The organism is Streptomyces sp. NPDC003034, from assembly GCF_053591375.1.
Window position 1 is genome coordinate 150,388 of the sequence record NZ_JBSFTS010000001.1, and the last position, 15,016, is coordinate 165,403.

Annotated in this window: 15 protein-coding genes; 12 read left to right on the forward strand and 3 right to left on the reverse strand. The window is 72.5% G+C overall.

The window, feature by feature from the left end:
* The first annotated feature begins 210 nt into the window (after window positions 1-210).
* From rplM to ACWDX7_RS00805, 4 genes are all read left to right on the forward strand, one after another.
* Window positions 211-654: a 50S ribosomal protein L13 gene (rplM, locus tag ACWDX7_RS00790; protein ID WP_393746931.1), complete on the forward strand. Its 444-nt coding sequence runs from the start codon at window positions 211-213 to the stop codon at window positions 652-654.
* Between the two features lie 42 nt (window positions 655-696).
* On the forward strand, window positions 697-1,218 hold the full coding sequence (gene rpsI, locus ACWDX7_RS00795; RefSeq protein WP_451488953.1) for a 30S ribosomal protein S9: 522 nt from the start codon (window positions 697-699) through the stop codon (window positions 1,216-1,218).
* A gap of 134 nt (window positions 1,219-1,352) precedes the next feature.
* On the forward strand, window positions 1,353-2,711 hold the full coding sequence (gene glmM / locus ACWDX7_RS00800) for a phosphoglucosamine mutase (protein WP_451488952.1): 1,359 nt from the start codon (window positions 1,353-1,355) through the stop codon (window positions 2,709-2,711).
* Window positions 2,712-3,134: 423 nt separating this feature from the next.
* On the forward strand, window positions 3,135-3,626 hold the full coding sequence (locus ACWDX7_RS00805; protein WP_451488951.1) for a hypothetical protein: 492 nt from the start codon (window positions 3,135-3,137) through the stop codon (window positions 3,624-3,626).
* 83 nt (window positions 3,627-3,709) lie between these two features.
* On the opposite strand, the gene ACWDX7_RS00810 is transcribed toward ACWDX7_RS00805, so the two are convergent.
* Window positions 3,710-4,657 carry a DUF389 domain-containing protein gene (locus tag ACWDX7_RS00810; protein ID WP_451488950.1) on the reverse strand — a complete coding sequence of 316 codons (948 nt, stop codon included), beginning with the start codon at window positions 4,655-4,657 and terminating at the stop codon, window positions 3,710-3,712.
* A 30-nt stretch (window positions 4,658-4,687) separates the two neighbouring features.
* The gene (coaA, locus tag ACWDX7_RS00815; RefSeq protein ID WP_451489150.1) at window positions 4,688-5,683 is read right to left on the reverse strand and encodes a type I pantothenate kinase; all 996 of its coding nucleotides are present in this window, start codon (window positions 5,681-5,683) and stop codon (window positions 4,688-4,690) included.
* 365 nt (window positions 5,684-6,048) lie between these two features.
* On the opposite strand from coaA, the gene ACWDX7_RS00820 reads away from it, so the two are divergent.
* From ACWDX7_RS00820 to ACWDX7_RS00855, 8 genes are all read left to right on the forward strand, one after another.
* On the forward strand, window positions 6,049-6,807 hold the full coding sequence (locus ACWDX7_RS00820) for a hypothetical protein (protein ID WP_451488949.1): 759 nt from the start codon (window positions 6,049-6,051) through the stop codon (window positions 6,805-6,807).
* 214 nt (window positions 6,808-7,021) lie between these two features.
* Window positions 7,022-8,869, forward strand: a complete 1,848-nt coding sequence (gene glmS, locus ACWDX7_RS00825) for a glutamine--fructose-6-phosphate transaminase (isomerizing) (RefSeq protein ID WP_451488948.1) — start codon at window positions 7,022-7,024, stop codon at window positions 8,867-8,869.
* A 78-nt stretch (window positions 8,870-8,947) separates the two neighbouring features.
* Window positions 8,948-9,316, forward strand: a complete 369-nt coding sequence (locus ACWDX7_RS00830; protein ID WP_451488947.1) for a holo-ACP synthase — start codon at window positions 8,948-8,950, stop codon at window positions 9,314-9,316.
* 36 nt (window positions 9,317-9,352) lie between these two features.
* Window positions 9,353-10,807, forward strand: a complete 1,455-nt coding sequence (locus tag ACWDX7_RS00835) for an NAD(P)H-hydrate dehydratase (RefSeq protein WP_451488946.1) — start codon at window positions 9,353-9,355, stop codon at window positions 10,805-10,807.
* A 345-nt stretch (window positions 10,808-11,152) separates the two neighbouring features.
* Window positions 11,153-12,289 carry an alanine racemase gene (gene alr / locus ACWDX7_RS00840; protein WP_451488945.1) on the forward strand — a complete coding sequence of 379 codons (1,137 nt, stop codon included), beginning with the start codon at window positions 11,153-11,155 and terminating at the stop codon, window positions 12,287-12,289.
* On the forward strand, window positions 12,234-13,520 hold the full coding sequence (locus ACWDX7_RS00845) for an alpha/beta fold hydrolase (RefSeq protein WP_451488944.1): 1,287 nt from the start codon (window positions 12,234-12,236) through the stop codon (window positions 13,518-13,520). Before alr ends, ACWDX7_RS00845 begins: the two co-directional genes overlap by 56 nt.
* Complete coding sequence (gene tsaE / locus ACWDX7_RS00850; protein ID WP_451488943.1) at window positions 13,471-14,037, forward strand: tRNA (adenosine(37)-N6)-threonylcarbamoyltransferase complex ATPase subunit type 1 TsaE; 567 nt, start codon at window positions 13,471-13,473, stop codon at window positions 14,035-14,037. The genes ACWDX7_RS00845 and tsaE overlap by 50 nt, the downstream gene beginning before the upstream one ends.
* Window positions 14,038-14,152: 115 nt before the next feature.
* A complete protein-coding gene (locus ACWDX7_RS00855) occupies window positions 14,153-14,359 on the forward strand; it encodes a hypothetical protein (RefSeq protein ID WP_451488942.1) in 207 nt (68 codons plus the stop codon).
* Window positions 14,360-14,436: 77 nt separating this feature from the next.
* Here the strand turns inward: ACWDX7_RS00855 and ACWDX7_RS00860 are convergent, their stop codons facing one another.
* Window positions 14,437-14,994 (reverse strand): L,D-transpeptidase, encoded by a 558-nt coding sequence (locus tag ACWDX7_RS00860; RefSeq protein WP_451488941.1) that lies wholly within the window; start codon window positions 14,992-14,994, stop codon window positions 14,437-14,439.
* Window positions 14,995-15,016: the final 22 nt, after the last annotated feature.

Consider the following 15,016-nt stretch of genomic DNA (forward strand, 5'->3'; position numbering starts at 1 on the left):
ACTCTGCTGGTTTGTTATGCGTATTGGCTTGCTCATTCTCACGTGAAAGGGCCTTGCGCCGGTCCACCGGACCGATGACCAGCAGTTCACACGGGTTGCGTCCCCGATGTGAACGAGGGCTGTCGTGATCGTCCGTGGTGACCCTGTCAGGACCTTCCCATGGGGCTTGCGCCCTTGGGATACCACCACTGAAGAAGCGAAGGCATACGCGTGCGTACGTTCAGCCCCAAGCCCGGCGACATCTCGCGCCAGTGGCTCGTCATCGACGCCCAGGACGTTGTCCTCGGCCGTCTGGCGACCCAGGCCGCTGCCCTCCTGCGGGGTAAGCACAAGCCGACTTACGCCCCCCACATGGACATGGGCGACTTCGTCATCATCGTCAACGCCGACAAGGTTCACCTGTCCGGCAACAAGGCGTCCCAGAAGATGGCGTACCGCCACTCCGGCTACCCGGGCGGTCTCCGTTCGGTGCGCTACGACGACCTCCTGGCGAACAACCCGGAGAAGGCCGTGGAGAAGGCCGTCAAGGGCATGCTCCCCAAGAACACCCTGGGCCGTCAGATGCTCTCGAAGCTGAAGGTCTACTCGGGCGACCAGCACCCCCACGCTGCCCAGCAGCCGGTGCCGTTCGAGATCACCCAGGTCGCGCAGTAGTTCCGGCCACCCCCTAAGACGTAGAAAATTCTGAGGAGCATCGTGGCCGAGACCACCGCCGAGACGACCCCCGTCGACGAGTTCGAGGGCAACGTCGAGGAGTACACCAGCGAGTCTGAGGTCGCCGTCGAGGGCGACTACACCTCCGAGTCCCTTGCCGGCCGCTTCGGCGACCCCCAGCCGGCCGCCGGCCTGGGCCGTCGCAAGAACGCCATCGCCCGCGTCCGGATCGTTCCGGGCACCGGCAAGTGGAAGATCAACGGTCGCACCCTTGAGGACTACTTCCCCAACAAGGTGCACCAGCAGGAAGTCAACGAGCCGTTCAAGCTCCTTGAGCTGGACAACCGCTACGACATCATCGCCCGCATCGCGGGTGGCGGCGTCTCCGGCCAGGCCGGCGCCCTGCGCCTCGGTGTGGCCCGCGCGCTGAACGAGGCGGATGTCGACAACAACCGCCCGGCGCTGAAGAAGGCCGGCTTCCTTTCCCGCGACGACCGTGCGGTCGAGCGCAAGAAGGCCGGTCTCAAGAAGGCCCGTAAGGCTCCGCAGTACAGCAAGCGTTAATCTGCGCCTGCTGTTCTGCACGAAACCGCCCCGGCAGCACTCTCTGTGCTGCCGGGGCGGTTCGTTTACCGCCATAAGCGGCACATACCTGTCACATGCGGTCACAAGTGAAGCGTGAACTCGGGAGGACAACAGTGGGACGACTTTTCGGGACGGACGGTGTACGCGGCGTAGCCAACGCGGATCTGACGGCTGAGCTCGCGCTCGGCCTCTCCGTGGCGGCTGCCCACGTACTGGCCGAAGCGGGCTCTTTCGCGGGCCACCGGGCGACCGCCGTCGTCGGCCGCGACCCGCGGGCCTCCGGCGAGTTCCTGGAGGCCGCCGTCGTCGCGGGCCTCGCGAGCGCGGGCGTGGACGTCCTGCGCGTCGGTGTGCTGCCCACCCCGGCGGTGGCGTATCTCACCGGTGCGCTGGGCGCCGACCTCGGCGTGATGCTCTCCGCCAGCCACAACGCCATGCCCGACAACGGCATCAAGTTCTTCGCGCGGGGCGGCCACAAGCTCGCCGACGAGCTGGAGGACCGGATCGAAGCCGTCTACGAGGAGCACCGCACCGGCGCGCCCTGGGACCGGCCCACCGGCTCGGGCGTCGGCCGGGTCTCGGACTACGACGAGGGCTTCGACAAGTACGTCGCCCACCTCATCGGGGTCCTCCCCAACCGCCTCGAAGGCCTGAAGATCGTGCTGGACGAGGCGCACGGCGCCGCGGCCCGCGTCTCGCCCGAGGCCTTCACCCGCGCGGGCGCCGAGATCATCACGATCGGCGCCGAGCCCGACGGCCTGAACATCAACGACGGCTGCGGCTCCACCCACCTCGGCCTGCTCAAGCAGGCCGTGATCGAGCACGGCGCCGACTTCGGCATCGCGCACGACGGCGACGCCGACCGCTGCCTGGCGGTGGACGGCACCGGCGCGGAGGTCGACGGGGACCAGATCCTCGCGGTGCTGGCGCTGGCCATGCGCGAGGCGGGCCAGCTGCGCGAGAACACCGTGGTCGGCACCGTGATGTCGAACCTGGGCTTCAAGCTGGCCATGGAGGGCGAGGGGATCCAGGTCGTGCAGACCGGGGTCGGTGACCGCTACGTCCTGGAGTCGATGAAGCAGCACGGCTACGCGCTGGGCGGCGAGCAGTCCGGCCACGTGATCATCCTCGACCACGCGACGACCGGGGACGGCACGCTGACCGGTCTGCTGCTGGCGGCGCGGGTCGCGGCCACCGGCCGGTCCCTCGCGGAGCTGGCGGGCGTCATGCGGCGGCTGCCGCAGGTGCTGATCAACGTTCCCGACGTGGACAAGTCCCGGGTCACGACCTCGGCGGAGCTGGCCGCGGCGGTGGTCGAAGCCGAGCGCGAGCTGGGCACCACCGGACGGGTGCTGCTGCGTTCGTCCGGTACGGAGCCGCTCGTACGGGTGATGGTCGAGGCCGCCGACATCGAGCAGGCCCGCGCGGTCGCCGGGCGGCTCGCGGACGTCGTGAAGGCGGCGCTGGGCTAGACCGCCGGTCCCGGTCCCGAAGAGCGCCTCGGCCCCGCCGCCCCGGATGTCCGGGCGGCGGGGCCGAAGCGTTTCCGGCGCGGACGGGTGGTACCGCCCCGTCAGCAACACCTCTCCACAGGTCTGATGCGACCACCGACCGTCGAACTGGCGCCTGTGAAGACAGTCAGACTCACCGCGGCCGCCGGCTGAGCCCTGCTCGCCGCCGCCTGCGGCCCGTCCGGGACGAAGGCCGAGCACGCCACGGCTTCCCCGAGCCCGTCCACCGCACGCCCCGAGCCGCCCGCCGACAAGGGGCCCGAGTGCGCCGGCGACCCGGCCGCCAAGGGATTCCACGTCCTGCGCGGCGGCTTCGTCCAACTGCCCGGCGCCGGTCCGGTCCTGTACAAGGAGGCACAGGCGGACGGCACGTCCCGTACCGCCGTGCTGACGAACGGCACCGGTTCCGGTACGGCGCAGGCCGGAACCGAGTCCTGGACCGTGACGCCGGGCCAGCCCCTGACGGTCGGCAGTAGCGCGTTCACCGTCTCGCAGATCTGCACCTACCGGGTCGTACTCACGCCGAAGGACCACAAGAACGTGACCGGGTCGCCGCAGCCCAGCTCCGATGCCACCTGGCCGTCCCTGGTCGACGGGCGGTTCCGCCTGCGCTGGCACGTGCCGAACAACGAGTACGGCGGGCAGTACAGCGCCGTGGTCACCGAGATCGGTTCCGGCCCGCGCGCCGACATCAGCATCGCGAGCCGGGACGGCGGGGACGCCTTGTACCGGGACGCCAGGGTCGGTGACACCCTGGAGTTCGCCGGACGGCTCTGGAAGATGTCCGTGATCGAGGCCGGTGACGGCGATCCCGCCGGCAGCAACCCGAACTCCGGCTACGTGGACCTGCAGCTCATCGGCCCGGCCGGCGGCTGACGCGGAGGCCGCCGCGCACGGCTCCGCGGCGCATCGGCCCCCCGGGGCCTCGGTACCGCTGCCGAGCGGGTCCGGGCCAGGCCTCAGACCTTCGGCGTACGGGTCCGGCGGCCGGGCGGGGTGCGCCACAGCAGTTTCTGGATCACGAGCGTCAGGGTGCCGGCGAGCATGATCCCGGCCAGGTTCAGCAGCAGCTGCTCGGCGGAGCCCCACATCTGGCCCACGTCGCCGTAGCTGAGCGCCACGGCGGCGTTGGCGGCGGCCGGGACGGTGGTGACCGAGATCGCCACGCCGACCAGGGCCCCGGACTTCGCCGAGGTCAGCGACAGGACCCCGGCCGCGCCGGCCAGCACGGCCACGATGAAGGAGAACGGGTCCGGCTGCCAGATGAAACGCGTGTTGGGGCGGGGATTGTCCAGCATGCCCTGGTCGAACTGGCCGAGGGCGTCCATCAGCAGGCTGAACCCGGTGGTCGCCACGATGGCCGCCGCGAAGCCCGCCAGCAGGGCGATCAGGGAGCGTGCCGCCAGCCGGGGGGCGCGCTGGACCAGGCCGGTGCAGACCCCGGCGAGCGGGCCGAACTCCGGACCGACCGCCATCGCGCCCACGATCAGGACCGCGTTGTCGAGCACCACACCGCAGGCCGCGATCATCGTCGCGAGGATGATGAAGGCCAGATAGGTGACGGAGAGGGTGGACTCCTCGTGTGTCGCGTCCGTCAGCTGCTCCCAGATCACCGCGTCCGCGGGCTCACCCGGAGCGTCCTTGTCGGCCTGGTCGGCCGTCCTGGAGAGGGAGAGGTCGACGTTCTCGACGGCGATGGAGCCGAGCTCGTCCAGCTTGAGCGCGCGGAGCCCGGCGAGCAGTTCGCCGGCCGCCTCTCGCGCCACGTCACACAGCACGACGTCGCCGACGGGGTCGCGGGCGGCGCCCGTCAGGATGGCCAGGTGGGTGGTCCCGACCGTCTTCTCGACGAGCGCGACCACCTCGTCGGTGAGGCCGGCCGGGGTGATCATCCGCAGATGCAGCATGACCGCACCCTAGCCAACGCGTCCGCCCCGTCAGAGTTTGCGCAGGCTCAGCTTCTGCACCTTGTGGTCGGGGCCCTTGCGGACGACGAGGGTGGCGCGGCCGCGGGTGGGGGCCACGTTCTCCAGCAGGTTGGGCTTGTTGACCGTCCGCCACATCGTCTGCGCGTACTCCATGGCCTCCTCCTCGGAGACCTGGGTGTACTTGCGGAAGTAGGAGAAAGGATTCTGGAAGGCGGTCTCGCGCAGTTTCCGGAAGCGGCCCAGGTACCAGCGCTCGATGTCCTCGGGGCGCGCGTCCACGTACACGCTGAAGTCGAAGTAGTCCGCCAGAGCGACGCGGGTCCGCCCGTCCGTGCCCGGGAGGGCCGGCTGCAGGACGTTGAGGCCCTCGACGATGAGGATGTCCGGGCGGCGTACGACGAGCTCCTCGCCCTCGACGATGTCGTAGATCAGGTGCGAGTAGACCGGCGCCCTGACCTCGTCCTTGCCGGCCTTGATGTCCGCGACGAAGCGGGTGAGCGCGCGGCGGTCGTAGGACTCCGGGAAGCCCTTGCGCGAGGTCAGGCCGCGGCGCTGGAGCTCCTTCATCGGGTAGAGGAAGCCGTCGGTCGTGACGAGCTCCACCCGCGGGTGCTCGGGCCAGCGGGCGAGCAGGGCCTGGAGGAGACGGGCCACGGTGGACTTGCCGACGGCGACCGAGCCGGCGACCCCTATGACGAAGGGGGTGCCCTGCTGGGCGCCGTGCCCGTTGCCCGCGTCGCCGAGGAAGGTGTTGAGGGTGCCGCGGAGGTTGCTGGTGGCGCCGACGTAGAGATTGAGCAGGCGGGAGAGGGGGAGGTAGACGTCCCGGACCTCGTCGAGGTCGATGACGTCACCGAGGCCGCGCAGCCGCTCGACCTCGTCGGCGGTGAGGGGGAGCGGCGTCCGCTCGCGCAGGGCGCTCCACTCGGCGCGGGTGAGGTCGACGTAGGGGGAGGCGTCGGGGGCCCGGCGTGCTGCGTGCCCGGCCCGGCCGGTGCGCTCCATTGCGCTGTCCGGCGTGCTGCTTCGTGGCGGCGAAGTGATCACACCTGCCATTGTCGTGGCTGGAAGGCGGTTGTGGGTGGTGTGGTCGGTCACGTGCGGAGGCGGACGGGGCGGGGCGGGCGCGGGGCCCCGCGGGCGGACCGGGGCTGTTTTGCCGGGCGGGGTTGCACGCGGCCGCGTATCGATTTGCGGGGCTCTGGGGTCTCGCCAGGATCACGATTGCGGGGCCGGGCCGGAAAATGCCGGGTCGGGTGATCAAGCGGCACGTACATTGTCGATCACCGCTGCTCCGATGCGCACCGTGCTCCTGCCGGGCGCTGGCCGGGCTGCCCTGCCGCTGTTATTTTCCACGGGGAGACCTTTTCGTGCGCACCGCTCTTGTCCGTCGTACCGTCCTGACCGCGTCCGCGGTGTCCCTGGCCGTGCTGGCCACCGCCTGCGGCGGGTCGGGCAACACGGACCCGAAGGCCGCCCCCAGCGCCCCGGCGACGTCGGCGGCGCCAGCCGCCAAGGGCAAGACGGATGCCGAGGTGGCGCCTCTCGTCGTCACGCAGGCGGAGCTCCCGGACCAGGTGGTATCGGCTGAGGGCGCCGCCAAGGCCGCCGCGGTGGTGACCGAATCCGACAACGCCGCCTGCAAGCCGCTGGCACAGATCCAGTCCGCCCAGAAGATCGGTCCGGCCACCGGGATCGGCCGTACCGCCGCCAAGGTCAAGCCCAAGGAGCCGGCCGCCGGCGCTTCGGCTGAGGACAAGATCGAGGCCGGCCTGCTGGCGCTTGGCGGGGACCAGACCCTGGTCACCGTCTCTTCGTACGACGCCAAGGGCGCGGAGGAGGCCTTCGCCTCCGTCAAGGCCGCGGGCGCCGCGTGCGCCGGCGGGTACACGGTGACCTCCGGGGGCGAGAAGACCAAGCTCGATAGCGTCACCCAGGGTGCTGCCGTCACGGGCGGTGACGAGGCCGTGTCCTACACCGTGGTCATGGACCTGGAGGACGGGGACAAGTCCACCGGCCACCTCGTGGCGGTGCGCAAGGGCAATGCCCTGGCCACCTTCTACACCTGGGGCCTCAAGGCCGCTCTGCCCCAGGGCATCGTCGACGCGCAGGTCAAGAAGCTCGGCTGACCTGAGCCCTGCCCGCCCCGGCTCGCCTCCGCTCACCCCGGGCCCGCCCTCGTCTGACTCAGCCGAGGCTCAGCGGGGCCCGGCGGTCCACGGGCCGGTGGCCGGTCGAGTCGTTCGAACAGGCGTCAACCCCGCTCCGGCGTATTCGCCGGGGCGGGGTTTTCCCGTCTCCGGGTACCCGGCGGGCGGTCAACCACGGCGTACGCTGCGGCCTATGTGCGGAATTGTGGGTTACGTGGGAGCGCAGTCGGCGCTCGATGTGGTCATCGCCGGACTCAAGCGGCTGGAATACCGCGGCTACGACTCGGCCGGGGTCGCCGTGCTCAGCGAGGGGGAGCTCGCCGCCGTCAAGAAGGCCGGAAAGCTGGTCAACCTGGAGAAGGAACTGGTCGGGCATCCGCTGCCCTCCGGGTCCACCGGGCTCGGACACACCCGGTGGGCGACCCACGGCGGACCCACCGACGTCAACGCCCATCCCCACCTGGACAATTCCGGCCGGGTGGCCGTCGTGCACAACGGCATCATCGAGAACTTCGCCGTCCTGCGCGCGGAACTGTCCGAGCGCGGACACCGGTTGGAGTCCGAGACGGACACCGAGGTCGTGGCGCACCTGCTGGCCGAGCACTTCGCGGCCACCCGGGACCTGGCGGAGGCCATGCGGCAGGTGTGCCGGCGATTGGAGGGGGCGTTCACCTTGGTCGCCGTGCACGCCGACGAACCGGACGTGGTCGTCGGTGCGCGCCGGAACTCGCCCCTGGTGGTGGGCGTTGGAGAGGGTGAGAACTTCCTCGCCTCGGACGTGGCCGCGTTCATCGCCCACACCCGGTCCGCGATCGAGCTGGGGCAGGACCAGGTCGTCGAGCTCCGCCGCGAAGGGGTCTCGGTGACCAACTTCGACGGTTCGGTCGCGTCCGTGCGGGCGTACCACGTGGACTGGGACGCCTCGGCGGCCGAGAAGGGGGGTTATGACTACTTCATGCTCAAGGAGATCGCCGAGCAGCCGAAGGCTGTCGCCGACACCCTCCTGGGCAGGATCGACGCGAGCGGCTCGCTGACCCTGGACGAGGTGCGCATCCCCGTCTCGGTGCTCAGGGAGGTCGACAAGGTCGTGATCGTGGCGTGCGGTACGGCGTACCACGCGGCCATGATCGCGAAGCTGGCCATCGAGCACTGGACCCGTGTCCCGTGCGAGACGGAGCTGGCGAGCGAGTTCCGCTACCGCGACCCGATCCTGGACCAGCGGACGCTGGTGGTCGCGATCTCGCAGTCCGGCGAGACCATGGACACCCTGATGGCGCTGCGGCACGCGCGCGAGCAGGGGGCCAAGGTGCTGGCCATCTGCAATACGAACGGGTCGACGATCCCGCGCGAGTCGGACGCCGTGCTCTACACGCACGCCGGTCCCGAGGTGGCCGTCGCCTCGACCAAGGCGTTCCTGACGCAGCTGGTCGCCTGCTACCTGGTCGCGCTCTACCTCGGCCAGGTGCGCGGCACCAAGTGGGGCGACGAGATCGAGGCGGTGATCCGCGAGCTGTCGGACATCGCCGGCGCGGTGGACACCGTACTGGAGACGATGGAGCCGGTACGGGAGCTGGCGCGCTCGCTGGCGGACAAGAACACCGTGCTGTTCCTCGGCCGGCACGTCGGGTACCCGGTGGCGCTGGAGGGCGCGCTCAAGCTCAAGGAGCTGGCGTACATGCACGCCGAGGGCTTCGCGGCGGGCGAGCTCAAGCACGGGCCGATCGCCCTCATCGAGAAGGACCTGCCGGTGGTGGTGGTCGTGCCCTCGCCGCGGGGCCGGTCGGTCCTCCACGACAAGATCGTCTCCAATATCCAGGAGATCCGGGCGCGCGGCGCGCGGACCATCGTGATCGCGGAGGAGGGCGACGAGGCGGTCGTACCGTACGCCGACCACCTGATCCGGATCCCGGCCACGCCGACGCTGCTGCAACCGCTGGTGGCGACGGTGCCCTTGCAGGTGTTCGCCTGCGAGCTGGCGACCGCGCGGGGCAACGAGGTCGACCAGCCGCGTAACCTTGCCAAATCGGTGACGGTGGAGTGAGCGGAGCAGGCGGATCAGGCCGCCGGTCCACCGGCACGTAGGCGGCTGTGAAGTCAGCGGAAGAGTAAGGCTGTTGCTGTGATCATCGGCGTGGGTATCGACGTCGCGGAGATCGACCGGTTCGCCGCGGCGCTGGAGCGTACGCCGAATCTGGCGCAGCGGCTCTTCGTCGGCGAGGAGTTGACGCTGCCCAGCGGCGAGCGGCGCGGAATCGCCTCGCTCGCCGCGCGGTTCGCCGCCAAGGAGGCGCTGGCCAAGGCGCTCGGCGCGCCCGGCGGGATGCTGTGGACCGACGCCGAGGTGTACGTCGAAGCCAGCGGGCAGCCGAGGCTGCGGGTGTGCGGGACGGTCGAGGCCCGAGCGGTGGCCCTGGGCGTCAAGTCCTGGCACATCTCGCTGAGCCACGACGCGGGAGTCGCCTCCGCCGTGGTGATCGCCGAGGGTTAGGACGGGCTCGGGGGCCGTGTCGGGCAGGCTGGTCCCATGCGTACTGCTTACAGCGTGGAGACCGTACGGGTCGCCGAGCGGGAGTTGATGGCCGAGCTGCCCGCGGGCGCCCTGATGCGGCGGGCGGCGGCCGGGCTGGCCACCGTCTGCGCGGGGCTGCTGACCCGGCGGCGCGGAGGGGTGTACGGAGGGCGGGTCACGCTGCTCGTCGGGCCCGGGGACAACGGCGGCGACGCGCTGTACGCCGGGGCGCGCCTCGCCCGGCGCGGGGTCGCGGTGACGGCCGTGCCCATGGATCCGGAGCGGATGCACGCGGGCGGCCTCGCCGCACTGCGGGCGGCCGGCGGGCGGGTGGCCGAGCGGGTGCCGGCGGACCGGGTGGACCTCGTGGTGGACGGGCTGCTCGGGATCGGCGGGCGCGGCGGGCTGCGGCCGGCGGGGGCCGCGCTGGTGGACCAGCTCCCCGAGGGGGCTCCGGTGGTGGCGGTGGACCTGCCGAGCGGGGTGGACGCGGACACGGGCGAGGTTCCGGGGCGGGCCGTGGCGGCCGACGTGACGGTGACCTTCGGGGCGTACAAGCCCGGGCTGCTCATCGACCCCGGGGCCTCGCTGGCGGGCGCGGTGCACCTGGTGGACATCGGGCTGCGGTTGGCGGGTGCGGGTGGGGATACGGACGCGGATGCCGGGGCCCGGCCGGCGGCGGTGGTCGAGGCCTTGCAGCACGCCGACGTGGCGGGGCTGCTGCCCGTGCCGACGGCGTCCAGCGACAAGTACCGGCGGGGCGTGGTCGGGATCGTCGCCGGGTCCACGCAGTACCCGGGCGCGGCGGTGCTGGCCGTGGCGGGGGCCCTGCGGGGCGGCGCGGGCGCGGTGCGGTACGTAGGACCCGCGGCGGAGGCGGTGCTCGCGCGGTACCCCGAGACGCTGATCGGGGGCGGACGCGTGCAGGCGTGGGTGGTCGGGCCCGGACTGGGGGAGGGGCGCGCCGGACAGGTCACCGACCTGCTGGCCCAGGACGTCCCGGTCCTGGTCGACGCGGACGGACTGCGCGGGCTCGACGCCGGACTGCTGCGGGCCCGGTCGGCGCCGACCCTGCTGACCCCGCACGCGGGGGAGGCGGCGGCGCTGCTCGGGGCGTCGAGGGAGTCGGTGGAGGCGGGGCGGCTGTCCGCCGTGCGGACGCTGGCGGAGCGGTACGGGGCGGCGGTGCTGCTGAAGGGCTCGACGACGCTGGTGGCCTCCGGCCCGGCGGGCTCCCCCGTCCGGGTGAACCCGACCGGGACGCCCTGGCTGGCCACCGCCGGGAGCGGGGACGTGCTGTCGGGGCTGACGGGTGCGTTGCTGGCGGGCGGGCTGTCCGGGGCGGACGCGGGGGCGGTGGGCGCGTACCTGCACGGGCTGGCGGGGAGGCGGGCGGCGGCCGGAGCGCCGGTGCTCGCGCAGGAGGTGGCCGAGGCCCTGCCGGGGGCTTGGCGGGGGGTGTACGGGTGACCGTGCCGTGGGGTGGGCGGTGCGTGCGGGTGCGGCGCCGCTGCTGAGGCTCCGCCCCGGACCCCGCGCCTTAACCCCCCCCAGACTCCGTGCGGAGATGCCCCCTGGCGGGGCTGGAAGGCGCGCCTCAATCGCCGGCGGGGCTGAAAGGGCGCGCCTCAAACGCCGGCGGGGCTGGAAGGGGGCGCCTCAGTGCCGGAGGGCTGCTGGGACGCGCCGGCGGGGCTGGAAAGGCCGCCTCAATCGCCGGCCGGGCAGGAAAGGCTGGCCAGGGGCTCCAAGGTTAGGGGCGCCCAAGGTGGGGCTGAGCTGGGGGTGGGTGGGGGTTCTGAGAGACTGGGGGGGATGAACGACACACCGACGCGCGTGTACGCCGAGATCGATCTTGACGCCGTACGGGGGAACGTACGCGCACTGCGCGAGCGGGCGCCCCGGGCCGAGTTGATGGCCGTGGTCAAGGCGGACGCCTACGGGCACGGGGCTCTGGAGTGTGCGAAAGCCGCCCGGCAGGCCGGCGCCACCTGGCTCGGCACGGCCACCCCCGACGAGGCGCTCGCCCTGCGCGCCGCCGGGATCGGGGGCCGGATCATGTGCTGGCTGTGGACCCCCGGCGGGCCCTGGCGGGAGGCGGTCGAGGCCGACGTCGACGTCTCCGTGAGCGCGATGTGGGCGCTGGACGAGGTCCGCGCCGCCGCGCGCGCCGCCGGGCGTACCGCGCGCGTCCAGCTCAAGGCCGACACCGGGCTCGGCCGCGGCGGCTGCCAGCCCGCCGACTGGGCGGAACTGGTCGGGGCGGCCGTCGCCGCCGAGGCCGAGGGCACCGTCCGGGTCACCGGCGTCTGGTCGCACTTCGCGTGCGCCGACGAGCCCGGCCACCCCTCGATCCCGCTCCAGCTGGCCGCTTTCCGCGACATGCTCGCGTACGCCGAGAAGGAGGGCGTCGAGCCCGAGGTCCGGCACATCGCCAATTCGCCGGCCACCCTCACCCTGCCGGAGTCCCACTTCGACCTGGTGCGCTGCGGGCTCGCCGTCTACGGGGTCTCGCCCGCGCCCGAGCTCGGCACGCCCGCCCAGCTGGGCCTGCGCCCCGCCATGGCCCTCAAGGCCTCCCTGGCCCTGGTCAAGACCGTGCCCGCGGGCCACGGGGTGAGTTACGGGCACCACTACGTCACCGACCGCGAGACCCGTCTCGCGCTGGTCCCGGCCGGTTACGCCGACGGCATCCCGCGGCACGCCTCCGGGCGCGGCCCGGTGCTCGTCGCCGGCAAGCTGCGCCGGGTCGCCGGGCGCGTCGCCATGGACCAGTTCGTGGTCGATCTGGGCGAGGACACCGCCCGGGTCGGGGACGAAGCCGTGATCTTCGGCGATGCCGCGCGCGGCGAACCCACCGCCGAGGACTGGGCCCAGGCGGCGGACACCATCGCGTATGAGATCGTCACCCGTATCGGTAGTCGAGTGCCCCGGGTGTACCTGGGCGGCTGAGCGGAGCGAGGGCGGCGGCGTGGGCGGCGGCGTGGGCGAGAACTGGCGCAAGGCCGGCTGGGCCGGCGCCGCCATCGGCGTACTGGCCGCGGGCGCGGCCGCCGGTGTCGCGGTCGAACGGATCACCGTCGGGCGCGGCATGCGGATGAAGGCACGCCTCGCGCTGGACGCCGCCGGGGACTACGGCTCCCTGCGCGGGACCGAGGGAAGCTGCCGGGCCGAGGACGCCACCGAGCTCTACTACGAGGTGGACGAGACCGACCGCGTCGACCCGCTCCCGGCGGACGCCAAGAGGCGGCTGCGGCGCAAGGCCGCGGCCCCCGCACCGGCCACGGTCGTCTTCTGCCACGGCTACTGCCTCGGCCAGGACTCCTGGCACTTCCAGCGCGCCGCCCTGCGCGGAGTGGTCCGCTCCGTGTACTGGGACCAGCGCAGCCACGGCCGCAGCGGGCGCGGCCTCGCCCAGGCGAAGGGCGAGCCGGTGACCATCGAGCAGCTGGGGCGCGACCTGAAGGCCGTCATCGACGCCGCCGCGCCCGAGGGCCCGCTGATCCTCGTGGGTCACTCGATGGGCGGTATGACCATCATGGGCCTGGCCGAGCAGTTCCCCGACCTCGTGCGCGAGCGGGTCGCGGGCGTGGCCTTCGTCGGCACCTCCAGCGGCCGCCTGGACGAGGTCACGTACGGGCTGCCCGCCGTCGGGCTGGGCGCCGTACGCAGGCTGCTGCCGGGGGTGCTCAAGGCGCTCGGCACCCAGGTGGAGCTGGTGGAGAAGGGCCGCAGGGCCACCGCCGACCTCTTCGCGGGCATGATCAAGATGTACTCCTTCGGCTCCCGCGACGTGGATCCGGCCGTCGCCCGCTTCGCGGAGCGGCTCATCGAGGCCACCCCCATCGACGTGGTGGCCGAGTTCTACCCGGCCTTCCAGATCCACGACAAGGGCGCGGCGCTCCAGGCGCTCGCGGACATCCCCGTCACCGTCATCGCGGGCGACCGGGACATGATCACCCCGCTCGCGCACAGCGAAGCCATCAAGGACGCGCTGTCGGGCGCCGAGCTGGCCGTCCTGGAGTCCGCCGGGCACCTGATGATGCTGGAGCAGCCCGAGACCGTGACACGGCTGCTGACGGAGCTGCTGGAGCGCGCCGGGGTGGTGCCCGCAGCGACTACCGTGGGGCCACATGGAAGAAGTACCGCTGGAAGCGCGGCGCGGCCAGGCGCCGGCAGCTGAGGCCGGATTCCCGGCCGAGACCCTGATCACCGTCGAATCGCCCGCCGCGATGCAGGAGTTGGGCCGCAGGATCGCCGGCCTGCTGCGCCCGGGCGATCTCGTCCTGCTGACCGGCGAGCTGGGGGCGGGCAAGACCACCCTGACCCGCGGCCTCGGTGAGGGGCTGGGCGTGCGCGGAGCCGTGACCTCGCCGACCTTCGTGATCGCCCGTGTGCACCCCCCGCTGGGTGCGGGGCCGGCGCTGGTGCACGTGGACGCCTACCGCCTGGGCGGCGGGCTGGAGGAGATGGAGGACCTGGACCTCGACGTCTCGCTGCCCGAGTCCGTGGTCGTCGTGGAATGGGGCGACGGCAAGGTGGAGGAGCTCTCCGACGACCGCCTGCACGTGGTGATCGGGCGGGCCGTGGGCCACGAGCAGGTCCTGGACGACGTACGGCAGGTCGCGGTGCGCGGTGTCGGGGCGCGCTGGGCCGCCGCGGCCGGGCTCGACGAACTGGCCGCCGCCCTCCCGGGGTAAACGTACCGACAACTCGTCGGGAAGATATTGCGCTGGTGGCGGCCCGCGTGGTCCCATGGTACCGAGCGTTTCTTAGGTATGCCTAAGTTCGGCGTCCCGGGCCCAGGAGGCAGTCATGTCGGCACCAGCAGGAGCACAGCGCGAACCACGCCCGTCCGCCGTGTCGATGCGGGCGCTGCTCGCCGCTGGCGTGGCCGCCACCGCCGTCTCGACGCCGCCCGCGCGGGCGCACGTACCGGATGCCGACGAGCCCGCCGAGGCCGGCCGCGCGGGGCTCGGCGGGAACGGCGCACAGGCCGCCCCGGAAACCGAAGCGGCCTGACGGGACCGGTGTCCCCCGTGCGGGTTTGGCGTACGGGGTCCTCCGTACGGGTGAGAGTGAGCCGTACGGCCGGGACCTCAGGGAAGGACGACGACCTTCGAGTTGATCGTCGCGAAGGCCCACATGGCGTCGGCGTCGGCCCGCGACATGCGCACGCCGCCGGTCCTCATGTTCGGATCGGGCGCGGGCGTCGCGCCGTCCACGCGGGCGCTGAAGCCGACCGCCACGCCCTCCGTGACGGCGAACCGCACGACGTGCTCGATCGGCACCCCGTCCGAGCCGGTGACCGCGCCCGAGCGCGAACCGACCGTGTAGGTCCCGGGCTTGGGGTGCACCGTGCTCGGCACCACCGGGAACGACTTCGGCTCCTGCCCGGCCTCGCCCACCAGCCACACCCGCTTCTGGCTCACGGAGTACACGACGCGCACCCCGGTGCCGGAGCCGGGCGGTACGGGCGCCGGCTTGGCCGGGTCCTGCTGGGCGGCGGGCTGGCTCGGCGCGACGACCGGGGCCTGCGGGGCCGCCTGCGCGGGGGGCGCCGGCGCGGTCGCGGAGGCCTGGTAGCCGAGGAAGCCGACCGCGGCGAGTGCCGCCACGGTGAGCCCGGCCACGATTCCCGAGCTGCTGCGTGCCACCTTGCTCCACCTCTCCGCGCCT

What these genes read in the sequence shown, in the direction of transcription:
- ACWDX7_RS00810 (WP_451488950.1), bottom strand. Translation starts at nt 4,657, where the DNA reads ATGCTGCATCTGCGGATGATCACCCCGGCCGGCCTCACCGACGAGGTG.
- coaA (WP_451489150.1), bottom strand. Translation starts at nt 5,683, where the DNA reads ATGGAGCGCACCGGCCGGGCCGGGCACGCAGCACGCCGGGCCCCCGAC.
- glmS (WP_451488948.1), top strand. Translation starts at nt 7,022, where the DNA reads ATGTGCGGAATTGTGGGTTACGTGGGAGCGCAGTCGGCGCTCGATGTG.
- ACWDX7_RS00835 (WP_451488946.1), top strand. Translation starts at nt 9,353, where the DNA reads ATGCGTACTGCTTACAGCGTGGAGACCGTACGGGTCGCCGAGCGGGAG.
- alr (WP_451488945.1), top strand. Translation starts at nt 11,153, where the DNA reads ATGAACGACACACCGACGCGCGTGTACGCCGAGATCGATCTTGACGCC.
- ACWDX7_RS00845 (WP_451488944.1), top strand. Translation starts at nt 12,234, where the DNA reads ATGAGATCGTCACCCGTATCGGTAGTCGAGTGCCCCGGGTGTACCTGG.
- tsaE (WP_451488943.1), top strand. Translation starts at nt 13,471, where the DNA reads ATGGAAGAAGTACCGCTGGAAGCGCGGCGCGGCCAGGCGCCGGCAGCT.
- ACWDX7_RS00855 (WP_451488942.1), top strand. Translation starts at nt 14,153, where the DNA reads ATGTCGGCACCAGCAGGAGCACAGCGCGAACCACGCCCGTCCGCCGTG.